Below are 20,695 nucleotides of genomic sequence, written 5' to 3' on the forward strand. Positions count from 1 at the left end.
TTACATCCCGAATATCAAGATGGACGAGCAGCCGGAGGTGGTATTGACGAAGTACGGTATGATGCGGAGAGATTATCTGAAGGAGAACAAGAAGGGCATTTATTCCGGGCTTCTTCTGAGCGGCAAATTGATGAGCCATCTGTTGGAAATTCAGGAAACAGCAGAGCAGAGGATGGAAGATATGACGGAGCGGATGGCAGCGAAAGAGGGAGTGAACGAGGAATTGAAAGCCAGCGATCCGATGAAGTGGGTACAGATGATGAACAACATCCGGTACTCAGCGGAGGAAGTTATCCTGAAAGAGCTGATTTACCATTAGAGCGGGAAGTACAGCCAGAAAAAGAGCCGCCTGTGGATTTAAAGGAAGAACAGGCAGAAGCAGAACAATCTCATAACGAAACGCAGAAATCGGACAGTGATATGCTGCCCGATTTTTTGTCGGATAAAAATAAGGATTTTATTGAAAACGTACAGCGTGAAGAACCGGTCTATGAGCAGTTGAGCCTGTTTCCGAGTATGGAGGAACAGATTGGAAATATAGCCATAGATCGTGCGGATGATGCGATACCATTACCGGCAGTAAATCAAATTTCCGATGAGATGGTAGATTACGCTTTGTTAAGCGGTGGCGGGCAAAGAGATACCCGTTCCAGAATTTTTGCAAAGTATCAAAAAGGTCTGGATGCCGATACAATGGCAGAATTTTTGAAGCAGGAATATGGGATGGGCGGCAAAGGGTTTACTTTTGAAGGAGAACCGCTTTGTGTCTGGTACGATGAGAACGGAATGAATTTTACAAGAGGAAATGCGGCCCGTTTCCAGTCTGTCCGTACCTTGTCCTGGGCAGAGGTAGAAGCACATACCCATAATCTGATCCTTTCCGGAAAATACATGGATGAGGCAGAAATGTGGCATGTACCAATGCAGGAAAAGACGGAATTGGCTTCTAAAATTTATTTTTTCTTCCGGGATGAGTATGGTTCTCTGCCGCAGGAATTGGAACTGAGGGCAGGAAGTTATCCGGATAGCGAGGCAAAGCTGGCAGAACTTCTTTCCAAACCAGAGGGGATAGAGCAGATTTTATTCCAAATGGATCAGGCTATGGGAGAGTTGGAACGGGGAGAGGTAAAAGCCCGGTTCCGTCTGATTTACAGACCGGAGGATATTCGCAGGTCTGTGGAGGAATTAAAAAGAGAACCGCTGCAGTTTCCGGCGGCGAGTACGGTGGAAGTGCCGCATGAGACGTTTATTACACAGGATGAGATCGACCATAAGTTGAGCCGGGGCAGTGGTGTATCCGGCGGTTTATTCCGTATTTATGATTTTTTCCTAAATAACCATGATAAGAAGGCGCAGGCGGATTTCTTAAAACAGGAGTATGGCATTGGTGGAAGCGCCCCTGGTCTGGTGGGGGCATGGCATAGTAATGAAGATCATAATGGAAAGGGAATAACACTGAGTAAGGGCAGCATTTTTGAGCCTACGGCTAAGATTTTGCTGACTTGGGCAAAAGTGGCGGAGCGTATCCGTAAGCTGATCGACACAAACCGTTTCCTGTCCCCGAAAGCGAAAGAAGCCTATCAGGAATGGAAAGCGGAAAAGGAGCAGAAGGCACTGGAAAAAGCCAGAGAAAAGCTGCTTATGCAGAATGAGCCAGATCAACGTATTGTGGTAGCGTTGGAGAGTACCGAAGATTATACCGATTACAGCATTGGATTTTATACTTACCATTATCAGGATGGCAGGGAAGGAATCCGCTACCGTCTTGTTACAATAGGAGAGAATGGGCTTTTAGAAGCATATCCGGAAAAAGGTAAATCTTTCATCAACAAGTCTGCGGCGGAAGAATATCTTTCCAACCATGAGGAAGAACTGCGGGTGATTTCCTATGATGAAATCGTTGATAATGCTGCAAAGGCACATATTTTAAATGCAAGTGAGCAGGAAAGTGAAGAAAAGGAGAATACACAGCCATCTGCTGAAAATCTTGAGGAAAAAGAGCCTGATTTTGCAGGGCCGGAAGAAACAGCGGAGAAATCCGCAGAGAAAGCGACATCTGAGCAGGAAGAAGCGGAACCGGAAACAGAATGGGAGACCGGATCGCTAAAACCGGATTTTGAAGCAGAAAAGAGAAAACCGGAACTGGATGCTGAGATTGATAAAACCGGTGCAGTAAATTTCCAGATAAAGGATGATGTGTTAGGTGCCGGGACACCGAAACAGAAATTTGCCAACAACGTGGCCGCAATTCGTACATTGCAACAAATAGAGAAGGAACACCGGATTGCGACGCCGGAGGAACAGGAGGTTTTATCTGAATACGTGGGATGGGGCGGACTGGCGGAGGCATTTGATGAAAATAACAGTGCATGGCATGAGGAATATCTGCAGCTAAAGGCACTGTTAAGTGAGGAAGAATATGTTTCTGCCAGAGAATCCACATTAAATGCCCATTATACATCCCCTGTGATTATCCGGTCTATTTATGAAACGTTGGAACGAATGGGATTTGAAAAGGGGAACATCCTGGAACCATCTATGGGTATTGGAAATTTCTTCGGTATGCTGCCGGAAACTATGCAGGATAGCAGGCTGTATGGCGTGGAACTGGACAGCCTTACCGGGCGGATTGCGAGACAGCTTTATCCGCAGGCGAATATTCAGATAGCAGGATTTGAAAAAACAGACCATCCCAACGATTTTTTTGATGTGGTTGTGGGAAATGTACCATTCGGGCAGTATAAGGTGGCTGACAAGCCATATGATAAGCATAATTTTCTGATCCATGACTATTTTCTGGCAAAATCACTGGACAAAGTGCGTCCTGGAGGCGTTGTGGCTGTTGTCACTTCAAAGGGAACAATGGATAAAAAAAGTCCGGCTGTACGGAAATACCTGGCACAACGGGCAGAGCTTTTGGGTGCGGTACGTCTGCCGAACACAGCTTTTAAGGAAAATGCAGGTACAGAGGTAACGTCTGATATTTTATTTTTCAAAAAACGTGACAGGATCATCGACATTGAGCCGGATTGGGTTCATCTTGGAGAGAACGAAGATGGAATTGCCATGAACCAGTATTTTATCGACCATCCGGAAATGGTTGTGGGCAAAATGGAATTGGTGTCCGGCCCTTATGGGATGGAACCGACTTGTAAGCAGGTTGAGGGAAAATCTTTTGAGGAACAGTTAAAGGAGGCAGCCAGTCACATTCAGGGAGAGATAGAAAGCGCCGGTCTTGATGAATTGGAAGATGATACGGAAAAAGCAACGATAACTTCCGATCCATCCGTAAAGAATTACAGTTATACTGTTATAGACGGGGAAGTATATTACCGGGAAAACTCTGTTATGAAACCTGTGGAAATGACCGGAACAATGCTGGAGAGGATCAAGGGCATGGTTGCCTTACGTGATGCGACCAATGAGGTAATCCAGTATCAGTTGGAGGAGTACGGAGAAGGAGCTATACAAGAAAAGCAGAAAGAATTGTCCAATCTCTATGATGCGTTTACAAAGAAGTTTGGCCTTATCAATTCCAGGACAAATAAACGGGCATTTAACCAAGACTCCAGTTATTGCCTGCTATGTTCGCTGGAAGTGCTGAATGAGGACGGCACACTGAAACGGAAAGCGGATATGTTTACCAAACGTACCATCAAGCGTCAGGAAACGATCACTTCTGTGGATACACCGTCAGAAGCGCTGGCTGTTTCCATGAGCGAGAAAGCCTGCGTTGATCTTGGATATATGGCTTCCCTGCTTGGAGGTTCTGAAAATTATGACCGCATTGTGAGAGAACTTGTGGGAGTTATTTTTAAAAATCCACTGAGTGATTTAGATGATCCATATGCCGGTTGGGAAACCAGTGATGAGTATTTATCCGGTAATGTGAGAGAAAAGCTGGCAATCGCCCGATTATGTGCGGAAAAACACCCGGAATACGCCGTAAACGTAACCGCTCTTGAAAAGGTACAGCCCAAAGAACTGGACGCGTCCGAGATAGAAGTGCGTCTTGGAGCTACCTGGGTAGATCAGAAATATATCAATGATTTTATGCGGGAGGTTTTTGAAACACCGGAACGGAAGATGGAGCAGGGGATTATTGGTGTGCAGTATTCCGATGTAACCGGGCAATGGAATATCAAGGGAAAGAGTGCGGATTTTGGGAATCCCCTGATCGACACTACTTATGGTACGCAGAGGGCAAACGCTTATAAAATACTGGAAGATTCCCTGAACCTGCGGGACAGCCGGGTTTACGATACCGTCATGGAGGATGGCAAGGAAAAGCGAGTTCTCAATAAAAAAGAGACTACTCTTGCCAGCCAGAAACAGGAAGCGATCCGGGAGGCTTTTAAGGATTGGATATTCCGGGACGCAGACCGCAGAGAGGTTCTATGTAAAAAATACAATGAGATTTTTAATTCAAACCGGCCTAGGGAATACGATGGTTCCCATCTGACATTTCCGGGAATGACACCGGATATTGACTTGCGGCCACATCAGAAAAATGCGGTTGCCCATCAGCTATATGGGGATAATACCCTGCTTGCCCATTGCGTAGGTGCCGGGAAAACCTTTGAAATGGTGGCGGCAGCAATGGAGAGTAAGCGTCTGGGACTGGCACAGAAATCTCTGTTTGTTGTGCCGAACCATCTGACAGAACAGTGGGCAAGTGATTTTTTGCGATTGTATCCGGGTGCCAACATCCTTGCGGCAACCAAAAAGGATTTTGAGCCTGCAAACCGGAAAAAATTCTGCTCCAGGATCGCCACCGGTGATTACGATGCGGTCATTATCGGTCACAGCCAGTTTGAAAAAATCCCATTATCCAGAGAACGCCAGGAAAACCTGATCGAACGTCAGATTGATGAAATTGAAATGGCAATCGAGCAGGCAAAGGCGGAAAATGGAGAGCGTTATACCATTAAACAGATGGAAAAAACAAAAAAATCCCTGGCGGCCAGAATGGAACGGTTGCATGACAGTTCCAGAAAGGATGATGTGGTTACTTTTGAACAGTTGGGAGTGGACAGGCTCTTTGTGGATGAGAGCCATGCGTTCAAAAATTTGTTCCTCTATACAAAAATGCGGAATGTTGCCGGCATCGCACAGACAGAGGCGCAGAAATCTTCGGATATGTTTGCAAAGTGCCAGTATATGGATGAATTAACCGGAGGAAAGGGCGTTACCTTTGCTACTGGAACGCCGATCAGCAATTCCATGACAGAATTATACACAAATATGCGTTATTTGCAGTATGGGACGCTTCAGAGACTGGGGTTGGGACATTTTGATTCCTGGGCGGCTGCTTTTGGAGAAACCATTACAGCCATCGAACTGGCTCCGGAGGGAACCGGATACCGGGCAAAAACAAGATTTGCGAAGTTTTTTAATTTGCCGGAACTGATTTCTTTGTTTAAGGAAAGTGCCGACATCCAGACACCGGATATGTTAAACCTTCCTGTGCCAGAGGTTGTTTATGAGGATATAGTGCAAAAGCCCAGTGAGTATCAGCAGGAAATGGTTCAAAGCCTTGCAGACCGGGCGGAGGATGTGAGAAATAGAAACGTGGATTCTTCCATTGATAATATGCTGAAAATTACCAATGATGGGAGAAAGCTGGCGCTGGATCAGCGTCTGATAAATCCGATGCTGCCGGATGAGGAAGGTTCAAAGGTCAATGCCTGTGTAGAAAAAGCATTGGGAATATGGAATGAGACAGCGGAAGAAAAATCAGCGCAGTTAATTTTTTGTGATCTGTCCACCCCGAAAAATGACGGCATATTTAATGTTTACCATGATATTCGTGATAAACTGATTGCAAAAGGAGTGCCACCGGAAGAAATCGCATTTATTCATGACGCAAATACGGAAACAAGAAAGGCGGAGCTGTTCGCAAGGGTAAGAAGCGGGCAGGTTCGCTTTTTGCTTGGCTCCACCGCAAAAATGGGAGCCGGAACCAACGTGCAGGATTTGTTGATCGCAGAACATCACTTGGATGTACCTTGGCGTCCGTCCGATATTGAGCAGCGTGAAGGGCGAATTATCCGTCAGGGAAACCATAATGAGCGTGTCCGTATTTTCCGTTATATCACTGAGGGAACCTTTGATGCGTATTCCTGGCAGGTCATCGAAAACAAACAGAAATTCATCAGCCAGATCATGACAAGTAAATCGCCGGTAAGGTCTTGTGAGGATATAGATGAAGCCAGCTTGAGTTATGCGGAAGTGAAAGCCCTGGCAACAGGCAATCCGTACATAAAAGAAAAGATGGACTTGGATATTCAGGTATCAAAGCTGAAATTGTTAAAAGCAAACCATACCAGCCAGATTTACCGTCTGGAGGATAATATTGCGAAACACTATCCGAAGAAGATCAGCGCCTTAAAAGAACGGATAGCGGCCTATGAAATTGATGTGTCACATTACCGGGAAGTGAAGCCTGCCGATAAAGAGATTTTTGCCATGAAACTCGGAGAACGTATGTATACGGACAAAAAAGAGGCTGGAACAGCGCTGATCGCTTTCTGCAAGCAGGTAAAATCTCCCAATATCGCAACGCCTATCGGAGAATACCTGGGATTTAAGATGAGTGTCACGTTTGACAGTTTTTCGCAGAAATTTACCCTGAACTTAAAAGGTGCACTGTCCCACAATGTGGAGATTGGTTCAGACGTATTCGGTAATCTTACCCGTATAAATAATGCTTTGTCCGCAATGGAAAATGAACTGACAAAGGAAAAAGAGCAGTTAAGCAATACGGAGAAGCAGCTTGAAAATGTGAAAGAGGAGGTAACAAAACCGTTTGCGCAGGAAACGGAGCTGAATGAAAAAATGAACCGTCTGGCGGAACTGAACGCCCTTTTGAATATGGATGAAAAAGGGGGAGAGGAGTGTCTGGATGAGTCGGAAGAAGAAACAGAACAGTCCGGGGTATCAGATGTTTCTTATGGACAGTCAGCAGAAATTAAAAAGTTTCCAACGACTGCAGATCCGGATAAAGCTACAGCCGCACGTCCGTCCATTATGGAAAAACTGGCACATTTTAAAGAGCAGACAAGCCGGATGGGAACAGAAGAAACCAGAAATATAGAAAAAGCGGCAAGTTTATAGGAGGTTTGTATGTCAGTAGAAAGTAAAAAAGATACGATGAAGATTGATGTAGCGGAGGAAAAAACGGCAGAAATGCCGGGGGTAGAGGAGTTGCTTAAAATTTTGTTGGATGTGAATATGGAACAGAACCGGCAGACCGTTTCTCTGTTGATGAATTATATGAATGATATTGAGGAAAATTTTTACGCTGTTCTGGAAGAACTGGATACGGTAAAAGAACAGCTCGCCAATGTGCAGAATACACCACAGACAAAGGAAATACGGAATGTCCTGACTGATTTATCCGGGCGATTACAGGAAAAAGCAGCATTTTTGCGGGAACAGCTTCAGGAAATGCGGGTAAACCTTAATGATAAGGCGGTACAGCTTGTTCAGAATTTTAAAGAACATGGTGTGTCCGCCTTAAATCATGTCTGCGAGTTTTTAGGAGTGAAAGAGAAGCTCGCACAATTACATAATTCTTTCGTACAGACTGCGAAGGATATGCAGGATTCGATGGATAAGATTGACCGAGTGAGCCAGGAATTACGAGAGACTGCCATCCATGCCAGGAATGCCGGCAGAGCATTGTCGGGAAAGGAAGCGTTGGAAGTACCCCGGCAGAAAGAAACAGGTTTTTTCCACCATATGAAGCGTCCATATAAGAGTATGCAGAATTTCTGTCTTAGAAAAGCAGATAAACTGGAGAAAGATATTGCGAAGCTGGTGCTGTTGGAGCAAATGGATGGCAGAACAAGCCGGGAAAACAATAAAAAGGTTCCTGCTGAAAAAAAGGTGGAAGAAAAACCGGCCATTATGGATAAACTGGAGTCTTTGAAAAAAGCCCAGGGAAATCAGACGAAAAGATCGCCCGCAGCAGATAAAGTTAAAAAACAAGAAGCAGTATTATAGGGGCAACCCCGGAAAGGAGCATATATGGGGAAATATAGGGAATTATTAGAGAAAATAGAGGAAAATCAAAGAGAACATGAACGTCTTGAAAGAGAAATCCGGGAGATTGAAAATGAGCCAATCAGAGACTCGGATGTTATAGTTTTGTTTTCCGGCTCCATAGATGATTATTATATTTCATACCGCATCACGAATATGGACGGGGAACAGGTTGAGAAATTACTTCATGAGGCGGCAGAGTTTGCTGACGTGAAATGGGATGGTACGGTGCCGGACTATCTGGCTGGACAGGGCGCAGATATGATTCCCGTTTTGGACAGCATAAATAGATGGAATGGGTATTCAGCTTTTTACGATTTTGAATATGATTATAACGAAAATGAAATACATAGAAGCGATGAACTGACTTCCGTTCAGCAGGCGTATAACATTATGAACCGCATGGATTTTTGGGAACCGGTATTCAATGATGAGGAACGGAACTTGATTGTGAAGTATGCACGTCAGTTTGACAATAGTAAGGACACATATTTATTAGCACAGGAATTGAGGGATTCTCTGGAGAAAACGGATGTGCGTATACGTTATGAGATCATGGAGAATGCCAGGGCAGAACTGGAGGGAGTGCCGGATCAGAATACCAGTTTTACGGAACGTAATGAGTACGGTTATCGCAATGATGGCGTATATCCGTTGTCAAAAGGGCGGGCGTTGGAACTTTATCAAGAGGAATATCCAGTGCTGCTGCTTTATCCGGATAATACGGAAGTTTATGCTGCGAACAGCGAGGAAATCGTAGCTTATGAGGGAATGTTTGGAATCGAAAAAGCGGTATGGGATGAACTGAGCAAAGAAGAAGTTCCATCCATTCCGGAAGTGGAAAATGAACTGGAAAGGGAGCTTCTTTATGGGGAGACAGACCGTTTTGGTATCTACCAGTTAAAAGATGGGGATGATTTGCACTATCATCGTTTTGAAAGGCTGGATAATCTGCAGAAATTTGGATTGAAAGTGGAAAAAGATAATTATGAGCTGGTTTATACAGCACCGCTTCAGGAAGGGCAGACGCTGGATGATATTTTCGAGGAATTTAATCTGTTCCGTCCGGAGGATTTTAAGGGGCATTCCCTTTCTGTGAGCGATATTGTTCTGCTTCACAAGAATGGGGAGAACCAGGCACAGTATGTAGACAGTTTTGGATTTCGTGAGGTTCCGCAGTTTTTACAAATGTTCAGGAATAAGGAGAAAGAAAAAGAAGCGGATTTACCGTATATTGCCCATTACTATGTCATAGATGACCTGGAGAAAGAGGGCGCTTTGGATATTCGGGAATATGGGGATATGGACGAAGCATTAACCGCATATTTTTCTCTGCCGAATGATAAGCGAAAAGCCTTTGGAATCCAGAATAGCCAGCCAGTGCCGGAAAGCCAGGATTTTATTCAGTGTATTGGAGGAATGGAATGTATCATATTAGATTATCAGTCAAAAGAAGGATGGAATAATCCGGAAATTACGGCTGCGATTGAGCGGATTGATATAGCCATTGACCTGCATGATACGGAGATCGCTTACCAGATAGGGGAACGCTATTTTACTATCCAAAATACAGAGGGAGGATTTGATTATACTTTTTATGATGCAGAATATCGTGAACTGGATGGAGGCATGTATGACAATCTGGATTTGACGATAACAGAAGCAATCAATGAGATATTGGAGGATGAACACCTCAAATTTGAAGATTGCAGGGTAATCAATTATGAGGACTTTATGGAACGGGTGGAAGCAGCGAACCGTATAGAAGAAAAACAGAAAATACCGGAATATTTACCGGTCTATCGGTTCCCTTTTTCGTATGCAGTAGAAAATGGGGAGATCGAGAGTTACCGGGCATCAAAGAAAGAAAACATAGCCTGCAAAAATGCGATTGAAAAAGCAATAAGAGAGAATTTTGACGGAATGCACCTGCAGCATGATGTGGCAAAACCGGTACTCGTGGAATATGGTTCAGAACGTGTATGTTATGTGCTTGCCAGTACATTGAGGGAACTGGAGTATGACGGGCGATTTTCTCGTGATAACAAAGCATGGGCGCATACAATCCCGGTTTATGAGGATAAGGACAGTTGGGGAAACGGAAATACTGATTTCATAGTAACGAGCCATCCGGCGGTGCTGGATGGCTTCATTAGTCTTGCAAGAGCAGAAATTTTGGAAAGAGAGAATAACAGAAAGTTACCACCTGTTTCCAATATGACACAGCCGGAGACTTCCCTTAATAATATGAGCCGGGCCGATATAGAAGAAACCGTCCTGGATTACGCACAGAGCATGGCAGATGAAGCGGGATATGATGTGCAGGTTATGGCCGCAAGGGTGTATGGAAGCCGCATCGCAGGAATTGAGAATGAAAATTCGGATGTGGATGTGGTAATTGAATTTCAGGGAGATATACGGGAAGATGATTTTTTCAATATGCTCCATGAAGATGGACTTTCCATAGGCGGTATGACGGTAGATATCAATCCGATTACTGCGGAAAAATCAGGAACGATTGAGGAATATCTTGTAAGGGCAAATGAGTACCTGGAAGAAAAAGTAAAAAGTTTTAGGGAAGCGGCATCCGATCAGCAGAAAGTGGAAGTGACAGCAGAGAAACCGATACAGACATTGACGTTTTATGTGGCAGAATGTATGGAATTTCCTACGCTTGGTGAATATCATGATAATCTGACTTTTGCAGAAGCGGTAAGCAAGTATGAGTCCATACCTCCGGAAAGGATGAATGGTATTAGAGGAATTGGATTTGTCCTTCATACAGAAGGAAATGAGGACTACATGGACACTACGATGGAATTGTTAAATGGTATAACGATTGATGTAGATGGTATCAACGAAGTGCCGGAATTACGGGGAAATCCATTGGTACAGCAGGCTATCCGGGATGTGATCGCACAATTTCCTGATAAAGAGGTGTGGGATGTGGAGACACGAGCCAGAGAAAACCGGGAACGTGCGGAGGATTTTGATAAAGACTGTAATCAGCTTGCGGTAGATATTGACCGTTTTTCAAGAGAGTATGATCCATATGGTTACCGGGATGCGGTAAAGAACCGGGAAGAAAATATCAGCAGCATTTATCGTGACCTGCAAAAGGGCGAGAATGAACATATCCGGGAATGGATGCAGTCAGTCATTGATGAGGAAGAACCGGCAGAGGATGTAAAGAAGGCAAAAGATCTATTGAGACGTATGGACGATCTGGTGGAACGCAGAGAAAGAAATCCTCTTACAAAAGTGGAAGAACTGGAGGAAGCTAACTATAATCAGATTGACGGAATTTTAAATAATACAAGGCAAAAAGAGCCGGCCAGACAGGAGAAAAAGGATTTATCCATTATGGAACGGTTGGAGCGAAGCAAAGAACGGATTGCCCAGGACGGACAAAAGAATAAAACGTCAAAAGACGCTGCAAAAAAGCCGGAATGGGGGATGGACTGATAGGATAGGAGATATAAGCATGGGTGGCAGAGGGTGTAGAAAAATACATCTTCTGCCGCTCTTTTTTGCGTCGGAATAACATGTTGCTTATTATTGCAGCATTTCAAAATATAAAATGGGTGCCGGCTTACTGGATAGTTGCACGCAGATATGGTATTCTGTAAGCAATCAGACTGGCAGAGGTACGGGCATGGAAGAACAGCAGAATTCATTAACTTATGAAATTATCAAAACGGCTGTTGCCAGGGAGAAATGGGCAACAGAAAGAGATATTGTACACTACAATTCTTATATTGAGTAACTCGCCATAGTGAAAGAGAAGCAGCTGGATGGCATTGTGAGAACGTATGTGGACGAGGATATGAAACAATCCATTATTATAAAACTGTTAAAAAAAATATTTTATTTCCCGATAGAGGAAACAAAGAGGGCAGTAAAGGGAGAAAACGGGGTAGGGATATAACACTTGCGTATAATGGTGTTTGATTTTAGGAAGATACCCATAGATAGTTGAAGTGAAATTGATTGAAATTTGAAAAATGGATACTAATTTTATGGTTTAAGGGAGGCGTTATAATGCAACAAAAAGTTATGATAATAGATGATGAAGTTGAAATTTTAAGTATGCTGAAAAGATATTTTTCTCTAAATGAATATGATGTGATTACTGCTGCTGGAGGACGAGAAGCATTACAAAAAATGTCATTACAGCCAGATATCATTCTGCTTGATATCAATATGCCGGATTTGGACGGTCTATCTCTTTGCAAAAATATTCGTGATTTTGTTTCATGCCCGATCCTGTTCCTTACAGCAAATATTGAGGACAGCGACAAAATCAAAGGTTTCAGTGCTGGCGGTGATGATTATATTGTCAAGCCATTTTCGATAGACGAATTAGGCGCCCGTGTCTCTGCACATTTGCGCCGTGAAAATAGGTGCAAAGTAAAAACGCAGGTGCTATTCGACAATTTCTTTGTAATTGACTATGCACAGAGAATTGTTTATTTCAAGAACGAGGAAATCCCTCTGCTGAAAAAAGAATTTGACATTATCGAAGTTTTATCACAAAATCCGGGACAAGTCTTCGATAAAGAGCGGCTTTATGAAACTGCATGGGGATTGGATGGACTGGGCAACAATACTGTTGTTGCGGAGCATATCAGAAAAATCCGGGCAAAGTTTGCTGCCGCTGGTGCAAAGCAATATATAGAGACCGTTTGGGGGGTGGGATATAAATGGGCAAAGTAAAATACCGTTTGAAAAGTCTCCCTATCATGCCTGCTTTTGTATTGTTGTCTACGGTGTTTATTTTGATAGCAATGCTACTTACGGAAGTGGAAAAGACCGTACTACACAATACTCAGCGGGAAATTGTTTTTGAATACACAGATCGGATAGAGGGCTTTAATGGAATAAGGGCATGGGCTGATAATGCAGAGTATTATTTTTCAGCCACCGATAGTAGTAAAATTCAAACCTATGAAATGCTTACATGGTTGTTACCTCCGCTGACATATTTGGTATGTATGTTCCTTGCAAGCTGGATATTTTACAAAATTAAGCTGAAAAAGCCTTTGCACATACTATCCAATTCTGCGGCCCAAATTGCGAATAATAATCTTGACTTTGTGATTACATATGACAAAACCGATGAAATGGGGCAGCTCTGCTCCGCTTTTGAGAAAATGCGCTCAACACTTGAAGCCAATAATCGGGAAATGTGGCGGCAGATGGATGATCGGAAACGTCTCAATGCGGCATTTTCACACGATCTGAGGACACCGCTGACTGTTTTAGAGGGACACTTGAATATTTTACAAAAGTATGCCCCAACAGGAAAGTTGAGTGCTGACGAGATTTCGGAAACCTACTGCGTTATGGCAAGCCAGTTGACCCGCTTAAAAAGCTATGTTTCTTCCATGAATGATTTGCAACGGCTTGAGGACATACCTATATCCGCAAAACCAGTAGACGCTGCCGAGCTGCTGGAAATACTAAAAGATACTGCTGAAATTGTCTGCGGCGGAAAACAGCTTATTTACCAGAATGAAGTTTATGCAGAGGCTCTTGTGCTTGATTCTGAAATTGTGATGCAGGTATTTGAAAATCTCTTATCTAACGCAGTTCGGTACGCCAAAACTTCTGTGTCGATAGCCTGCAAAACACATGGCAGAACCTTTTCTATTTCCGTCATGGACGATGGGAACGGGTTTGATCCGGTTGCTCTGAAATCTGCAACTGACCCGTTCTATACAACCGAGAAAAAGGCTGACAGCCAGCATTTCGGTTTAGGGCTGAATATCTGCAAAATCCTGTGTTTACGGCATGGCGGCAGCATAGCCCTGAATAACCGTTCTTCTGGCGGTGCTTCCGTAACAGCGACATTTGGAATGAATTAAAGATGGCAAAATGCTCCTTGCTGATAAGACGGCAAGGGGCTTTTTTATTTGATAGATATTTGAAAATTGTCTTTTAGAATATGCTCGTAAACAAAAATCAAACACACAGAAAGGCGAGGGTTATGTTAGAAATAAAAGAAGTTTCAAAAACCTATCACGCAAAGGGTATTGACTATCCAGTTTTGAAGGGAATCACTTCAACAATCGCTGACGGAGAGTTTGTTGCTGTCATGGGGCCGTCCGGTAGCGGAAAGACGACGCTTCTCAATGTTATTTCTGGTTTCATCAGTGCGGACGGGGGAAAAGTAATGCTTGACGGGAAAGATATTCTGACAGGTGAGGAAAATGAGTTGGCCGAGATTCGGCAGCATAAGCTGGGATTTGTTTTTCAGGATTTTATGTTACTGAATGGTTTGACAATTCGTGAGAATATCTTTCTCCCTCAGATTATTGCAGGAAAAGCCAAAAACCGGATGGAGCAAAACACCCAAAGACTGCTATCTATCTTTGGAATTGAGGAAATCGCAGAGAAATATCCGGCCGAGGTGTCTGGCGGGCAAAAACAACGGGCATCCATAGCGAGAGCGTTATCCAACAACCCGTCAATTATTTTGGCAGATGAACCGACAGGAAATCTGGATTCCAAATCAAGCGCAGCCGTTATTGAGGCTTTCCTAAATGCGAAAGAGAAAATAGGCGCAACGATCTTCATGGTGACCCATGATGCCTTTTCCGCTTCTTATGCTGATAGAGTAATTGCCTTGAAAGACGGCATCGTATTCGGTGAGCTGGTGCGCTGCGGACAGCCGAAAGACTTTCTTGACGAGCTGCTTGACTTTACAAGAAAGGTAAACGGTGACGGGTATGACGCTTAATGAGATCAGCAGAAAACTTTTCAAGAATAACCGAAAGCAATACAGTCTGTTCTTCTTCTCTATTGTCTTTTCTCTGGCGATGATCGGAGCATACGGCGTTTTGCAATATAGCCCTACTGTTACCAATGTGCTGATTGACGGCGGCTCAACACAGACCATTTCGCAGGCAATGTTTTTTGGTTCAATGCTGGGTATTATTGTTTTCCTTGTCTATGCAGACAGTTTGTTTTTGAAATATAAGTCACGGGAAATAGGGATTTTTCTTTCCCTCGGCATAGACCGCCGCAGCGTTCAGAAAATCATTGTGAAAGAGTACACGCTTCTGTTTCAGATTGCCGCCCTGACTGGTCTGTTTTTATCTGTACCGCTGGCTTATTTATGCTGGTCTATTCTCAATCTGTTTTTGAAAACACAGGAAACAGCATTTAGTATTGGCTGGGCCGGGCTGCTCATTGCGTTGGCTTTTGCATTGGTGAATTGGCTGGTTCTATGGGTGATCAACCGCAAGTATATCAAGACAGTTGATATTTTGAAAATTTTGAAAACAGCGGATGAAAACGAAGAAGCAGGAAATGGAAACCTATTGCTGTTGATTTTAGGCGGCCTACTTGTTCCAAGCGGTATTATTTCATTTTTTACTTTGCAGAATATCGGAGGCTTTCTCAATACATTGTTAGCTTTTGCATGGTTATTTGCTGCTATTTGGGGCGTTTATATACTGATTATTCAGTGTGCGTCCATAGGCGATATTCTGAAAAAATATAATGCCAAAGCGTACTATAAGAGCATTGTTTTTTACAATCTGTTAAAGCAGAAAATCCGGCAATACACTCGCTCCATATTTGTAGCGACACTTTTAATCACTTTTACTGTCTTTGGGATTGGCTTTATCGCCGCAGGATTTATTGATGGTTATAATGTTGCGTTGAATGAGCCGTATGATTATACAATCAATGCAACCTATGAGCATCCTATGACCGAGCAGCGCATCCATGAAATTGCAAAAGAAAGCGATACCACAATTACAGACATACGGCGCATGGACAGTCTTTTGATAGGCGTACAAAACAACTATAAGGATGGCTCAACAGATTGGAGTTCCCGCATTATTGTAAGTCAAAGCCATTTCAATTTGTTGTCTGGAACAAATATCAGCGTTGCAAGTGGAAGTTTTACGGTTTATTACGACCGCAGTATGGAATATAAGCTAAACGCTTTTTCAGCAGATAGTAGCTTATTTTACAATCCAACCACAAAACAGGAGTTTTCTCTAACTCAGAATACGCCGGTCTGCCGTGACGGATTGTTTAATACCCGTTCAGTCTTTTCTTCCTTTTTGATTTTGAATGATGAAGATTATATTGTTCTTTCTGCTTCTCTTGGGAATGAATACAGGGCTGTTTCCTACATGGTGAATGTGGAGGATTGGCAGCATACAGAAAAGTTCCAAAATGATGTTTTGCAGGCTGTGATTTCTGACAATGGTGGACAGATATTTACGAACTGGCATAACAGCGCAGCTTTCGCCAAAACAGGGAGTCAAGCGGAGTATCTGCAATATAAGGGAAACGAAACACGAATTGCCCGTGTATGGTCACTCTATCCGCTTTCCAAATTGAGCAACACCACAACACAGTTTGAAGCCTTTGCCACCTATCTCATGCTCATGCTGTTTATTGCCATTGTTGCTTTTGTGTCCGCGGTCATGGTAATTGGGCTAAAACTCATTAGCACGATTTGGGATGATGCGGCAGTATATGAAAATCTGCGGCGATTGGGAATGAAACAGAAAAAGATAAAAGAGCTTATCACAAAACAAATGGTGTTCGTCTATTTTATCCCGACTGTCCTCGGTTGTCTGATTGGAGCGTTCACAACATACCGCATTATGCTGGTGTCTGGCGTTATCTATATCGGAGAAACGATGCGGTTAATTGGATGCGTGTGTGGTTTGGTGCTTTTGATACAGGGGGGCATTTTCTTTAGACTTCGTTTCAGAGTTGTGCATCACTATATTTAATTTCTTAAGGGAAGTATTTGAAATAAATAAAGGAAAGTAACAACAAAGTGGAGTTGTTTCAGCTTATTTTTCAAGGCCGTTAGGATGTGGAGACAAAGACACTACAAATAAGGTTGCCAGTACAGCATTGAATAGCGGTGTTTTGATTGGGGTAGTTATTTTTATCCTTATCTTGAAATTGCAGCAAAGGTAAAGCGAAAGTGATTTGATTTTTAATTCTGTTTGTGTGGGGGGGTGAGAATATAGGGAAAATATTATTGTTATCATTTGAAGATGACGAATCCGAGTTAATCAATTCGGTATTAGCTGCTTTAGGAACAGGCCGGAAGAGATACTGTGTTGAAGAAATCTCTCGTTTATCTAAAATTCGACATGGTGATATTTCGATTATCTTGGATAAAAGGGAAGTATTCCGAAATAATCGAAGAATTGATTTGACATTCACAGAATTTGAAATCCTGCAACTTTTAGCACAAAATCCTGGACGGGTGTTCAGCAAAGAGCAAATATATGATATTGTTTGGAATGAGCCTTATTCTGGTGATTACAACATTGTTATGAGCCATATCAGCCACATCCGGGAAAAAATAGAAGATGATCCGGGTAATCCGGTTTACGTACAGACTGTGTGGGGCGTTGGATATCGGTTCAATGCAAAATTAGGCAGCGATTCTTAGCGAGTCGCTGCCGGATTTTTTGCAGAGATATTTTATTTTTGTCTATCATGTGTAGGGGCGGGTTCTGACTGTTGCTTCTGTTCCAGTACAATATTTAGGTATTGTTCCATATTACTCCTGATTAGTTCCAGTTCTTTTATTTCTGATTGCGCCGCTTTGTGCTGTGCAGTTAGCTCACTCTTTTGCGAGAGTAATTCCTGGTATTTCGTTTTCATTTTTTCCAGATTTAAATGCTGCGGATCAATTCCTTTGCGCTGCAGCATACGTTCAGCACCGGCAAAAAGAATGATATGCGATTCATATTTACGCAGAAATCTGTCCTGGTCTTTGACTTTTTCGTAGCGGTCATTATATGATTTGTTTTCCTTGTATTGTTCTACATATTTGATCGTTTCTGCTAATTCTCGTATTTGATGTTCCAGTGAAACGATGCTTTGATTGGCGGCTTTTGACTGTCCCTGGAGCGAAGAAATCCTCTTATTTAATTCCGAAAAATTATGGATATTTTTGCCAGTCATAAGGCTATATGTCTTTGCCGCAATTTTCAGATTTTCCTTGTTAGCCCATTTTAAAAGTCCGGTGCTTTCTGCAAATTTCGGATCAGTATTGGTGTCGATAATTTGACGTACATTTCTTTCAGACTTTGAAAAGGGGACAGACCGGCGGCGTTTGTTCTCTATCCGTTCTTTGATTCTCTCTTTGGTAAAATTTGCACCGAGCGATCTTGCGCTCCCTCTTACCGGACGGTCTTTTCCTAATGGTCGGAATGTAATATATTTCCCGATGTTCTCGTCAAAGGAAGTATTCTTCATCTCATAACCTTTTGCTTTCATCAGTGCGAGAAATTCATCATAAGTGGAGGAAACTTTGATCGCCTGGTTTATAGCTTTCCGTATTTGGATTTTCCAGCCTTTGTCCTCTTTATTTGCCGACCATTCTTTATATTTCATGCCTCGTTTTCCCGTTGGTTCAATGACTGACAGGCCATGCTCCTGACATAATTTATCGCTGAGATTGCGGATATTCCAATAACTTTTTTTGCAATCATGGTAATGCTTATAATCAATATTGTCAGCGGCGCAGAAAATCAAATGATTATGAATATGTCCTTTGTCAATATGCGTGGTTAGTACATAAGAGTATCTTCCACCCAATAATTTGTCGGCCAGTTCTTTACCAATGGCATGGGCTTCTTCATAAGAAACTTCACCAGGTGCGAATGCCTGTATCAGATGAAACGCTTTATTTTCTCTGTCCTGCCCATCCGCAAAACTTTGTTCAGTGGTGTGGTCTAACGTATATTTAAAATCCAATGCCGCAGTTTCCGGCGAACAGGCAAAAGATGAAATATAAATCTGATCGTCAGTCTTATCCGGATTGCAAATATAATCTATTGCTTTATCAATGGTTGTTTTGATACCATGGATTTTTGTAACTGCCATATCTGGTTCATCAGCTCCTTTATATCGTCCATATCTTTTTTGTAGATCGTATTTGTGGTGTTTACACGCTTTGCAATCTGGTTCAGATTGCTGCCGATCTTGCCTAGTTGTGCGTTCATTTCCCGGATGTGAGAGTAGTCCACATCATAGACAAATCCGTACAAAACTAATTTCCGTAGAAATGCAGATTTGCTTTTCATTTTTGAGAGACGGAATTTTTCATCCAGGATATATTGCTCATCATCATTCAAATGAAATTCATTGCGGTGGGTTCGGGTTCTGTTTGCCATTCTTCATTCCTCTTTTCTGCATAGTAATTTCAAAAAGGGCACAAAAAAACTGCTGTAACTTGTCCGGTTTACAACAGTCTGTGTGCGTTTCTATTCGGTTGTTTGGATAGATATATCCATAAATTATTGTAGCAAAATCGGTAGGAGCGGTCAAGTAAAGAAAAAATAAAATCACAGAGGGCCAGGGATACTTCCTTGATAAAATCCACCCGTATCGGCGGGCAGACGGTCAGTGGATTTTGCCTGTGTGTCCGGACACAGGCAGTGCTTGCTATAGTAGAATTGATTGGTTATTGAGAATTTTGCGGAATTTATTATGAATAAGTACAGAGGTATTATTTCCCAGATAAATGTGTTATCATGATAATATAGGCTGCAATTTTGAGAAATTAGATGAGAGGATAAATATTAAATACTTGGAGGAGTAATATTGTGGGGAAAGAACTGACTTATTCATATATTAAAGAAGTTGCAATGCGACTTAAGGATTCTAGAAGATTTGGAGCTGCATCTGTAATGATAGGTGCTGGATTTTCGAAAAATGCAAAAAGTAAAGGGATGGCAAATGTTCAACCGCCTAATTGGAGTGAATTGGCTGATAGGATGTATTGTGAATTGTATCCACAATCTGAAGAGTGGGATGAAAAACGAAAAAATGAGTGGGAACGTCAGCGTATTATAAAGACTTCTGGAAAAAATGTTACTAAATTAGCAGAGGAATATATTGCGAATTTTGACAGAAATAAAATTAACCATCTAATAGAAGAAGCGATTGCAGATGATTCTTTTTTTCCAGGGGAATTACATAAGAAGTTATTGAGATTATGTTGGGCAGACATATTTACTACAAATTATGATACTTTATTGGAACGAACTTCTGATCTGATTTTTCGTGAGAGTAATTACAAAATCGTATATTCGCAAAATGATTTACCGGGAAGTATAAAACCTAGAATTGTAAAATTACATGGGAGTATTCCGCAAATAAAGCCATATGTGATTTGCGATGAGGATTATCGTACTTATCCTATTAAATATCCAGCTATGGTAAATACGGTTCAACAAGCTATGTTAGAAACAAGATTATGTTTGATTGGATTTTCTGGTGATGATCCTAATTTTCAAAGCTGGTTAGGATGGCTTAGGGATAATATGGGAGAATATTGCCCAAAGATTTATCTTATTGGTATCTATGATAATTTAAGCGAACCAGAAAGAAAATTGTTGGAAAATAAGCAGATTACGATTGTTGACATTAGTGATCTGGCTGATAAGAAAGATGAGAATAGACATTATACAGCTATTTCGGGATTTTTGAATTTGTTAGAAAAATTCCAGGAAGATGAAGATATAGATATTTATCAGAATAGACCATTTCCCCGAGAAGATATGTTCTGGGAACCAAAAGATAAAATAAAGTATATTCGTATTATGGAGAGATATTCAGATAAAGTATTGAAATGGATGCAACCTTATAT

General features: G+C 42.3%; 12 protein-coding genes and 1 pseudogene. 11 read left to right on the top strand and 2 right to left on the bottom strand.

Translation table 11 applies throughout. The features are described from left to right. Positions 1-19 precede the first annotated feature (19 nt). From JQM82_RS03160 to JQM82_RS03200, 10 genes and pseudogenes are all read left to right on the top strand, one after another. Positions 20-319: a TnpV protein gene (locus JQM82_RS03160; protein ID WP_328284193.1), complete on the top strand. Its 300-nt coding sequence runs from the start codon at positions 20-22 to the stop codon at positions 317-319. 1,814 nt (positions 320-2,133) lie between these two features. Next, positions 2,134-7,116: pseudogene (locus JQM82_RS16590) on the top strand (DEAD/DEAH box helicase family protein); the annotation flags it as partial. A gap of 9 nt (positions 7,117-7,125) precedes the next feature. Next, complete coding sequence (locus JQM82_RS03170) at positions 7,126-8,007, top strand: DUF6674 family protein (protein WP_235248563.1); 882 nt, start codon at positions 7,126-7,128, stop codon at positions 8,005-8,007. Between the two features lie 24 nt (positions 8,008-8,031). Then, positions 8,032-11,511 (top strand): DUF3849 domain-containing protein, encoded by a 3,480-nt coding sequence (locus tag JQM82_RS03175; RefSeq protein ID WP_235248564.1) that lies wholly within the window; start codon positions 8,032-8,034, stop codon positions 11,509-11,511. A gap of 310 nt (positions 11,512-11,821) precedes the next feature. Further along, the gene (locus JQM82_RS16595; RefSeq protein WP_420370603.1) at positions 11,822-11,974 is read left to right on the top strand and encodes a helix-turn-helix domain-containing protein; all 153 of its coding nucleotides are present in this window, start codon (positions 11,822-11,824) and stop codon (positions 11,972-11,974) included. Between the two features lie 113 nt (positions 11,975-12,087). Beyond that, a complete protein-coding gene (locus JQM82_RS03180; protein WP_235248565.1) occupies positions 12,088-12,762 on the top strand; it encodes a response regulator transcription factor in 675 nt (224 codons plus the stop codon). After that, positions 12,750-13,913 carry a sensor histidine kinase gene (locus JQM82_RS03185; RefSeq protein WP_235248566.1) on the top strand — a complete coding sequence of 388 codons (1,164 nt, stop codon included), beginning with the start codon at positions 12,750-12,752 and terminating at the stop codon, positions 13,911-13,913. Before JQM82_RS03180 ends, JQM82_RS03185 begins: the two co-directional genes overlap by 13 nt. A gap of 122 nt (positions 13,914-14,035) precedes the next feature. Beyond that, a complete protein-coding gene (locus tag JQM82_RS03190; protein WP_235248567.1) occupies positions 14,036-14,788 on the top strand; it encodes an ABC transporter ATP-binding protein in 753 nt (250 codons plus the stop codon). Further along, on the top strand, positions 14,778-16,808 hold the full coding sequence (locus JQM82_RS03195) for an FtsX-like permease family protein (RefSeq protein WP_235248568.1): 2,031 nt from the start codon (positions 14,778-14,780) through the stop codon (positions 16,806-16,808). Before JQM82_RS03190 ends, JQM82_RS03195 begins: the two co-directional genes overlap by 11 nt. A 257-nt stretch (positions 16,809-17,065) precedes the next feature. Further along, positions 17,066-17,485 carry a winged helix-turn-helix domain-containing protein gene (locus tag JQM82_RS03200; RefSeq protein WP_268827654.1) on the top strand — a complete coding sequence of 140 codons (420 nt, stop codon included), beginning with the start codon at positions 17,066-17,068 and terminating at the stop codon, positions 17,483-17,485. A 32-nt stretch (positions 17,486-17,517) separates the two neighbouring features. Here JQM82_RS03200 and JQM82_RS03205 read toward each other — a convergent pair whose 3' ends face one another. Together JQM82_RS03205 and JQM82_RS03210 are read right to left on the bottom strand one after the other, a co-directional pair. Beyond that, positions 17,518-18,927 (bottom strand): relaxase/mobilization nuclease domain-containing protein, encoded by a 1,410-nt coding sequence (locus JQM82_RS03205; protein WP_235248569.1) that lies wholly within the window; start codon positions 18,925-18,927, stop codon positions 17,518-17,520. Beyond that, the gene (locus JQM82_RS03210) at positions 18,876-19,217 is read right to left on the bottom strand and encodes a plasmid mobilization protein (protein ID WP_235248570.1); all 342 of its coding nucleotides are present in this window, start codon (positions 19,215-19,217) and stop codon (positions 18,876-18,878) included. Before JQM82_RS03210 ends, JQM82_RS03205 begins: the two co-directional genes overlap by 52 nt. A 432-nt stretch (positions 19,218-19,649) precedes the next feature. Between JQM82_RS03210 and JQM82_RS03215 the strand changes: the two genes are divergently transcribed. After that, a partial coding sequence (locus tag JQM82_RS03215) for an SIR2 family NAD-dependent protein deacylase (protein WP_235248571.1) occupies positions 19,650-20,695 on the top strand: 1,046 nt, incomplete at its 3' end.

It is taken from the genome of Faecalicatena contorta (genome assembly GCF_021531995.1).
GTDB lineage: Bacteria > Bacillota > Clostridia > Lachnospirales > Lachnospiraceae > Dorea_A > Dorea_A contorta_A.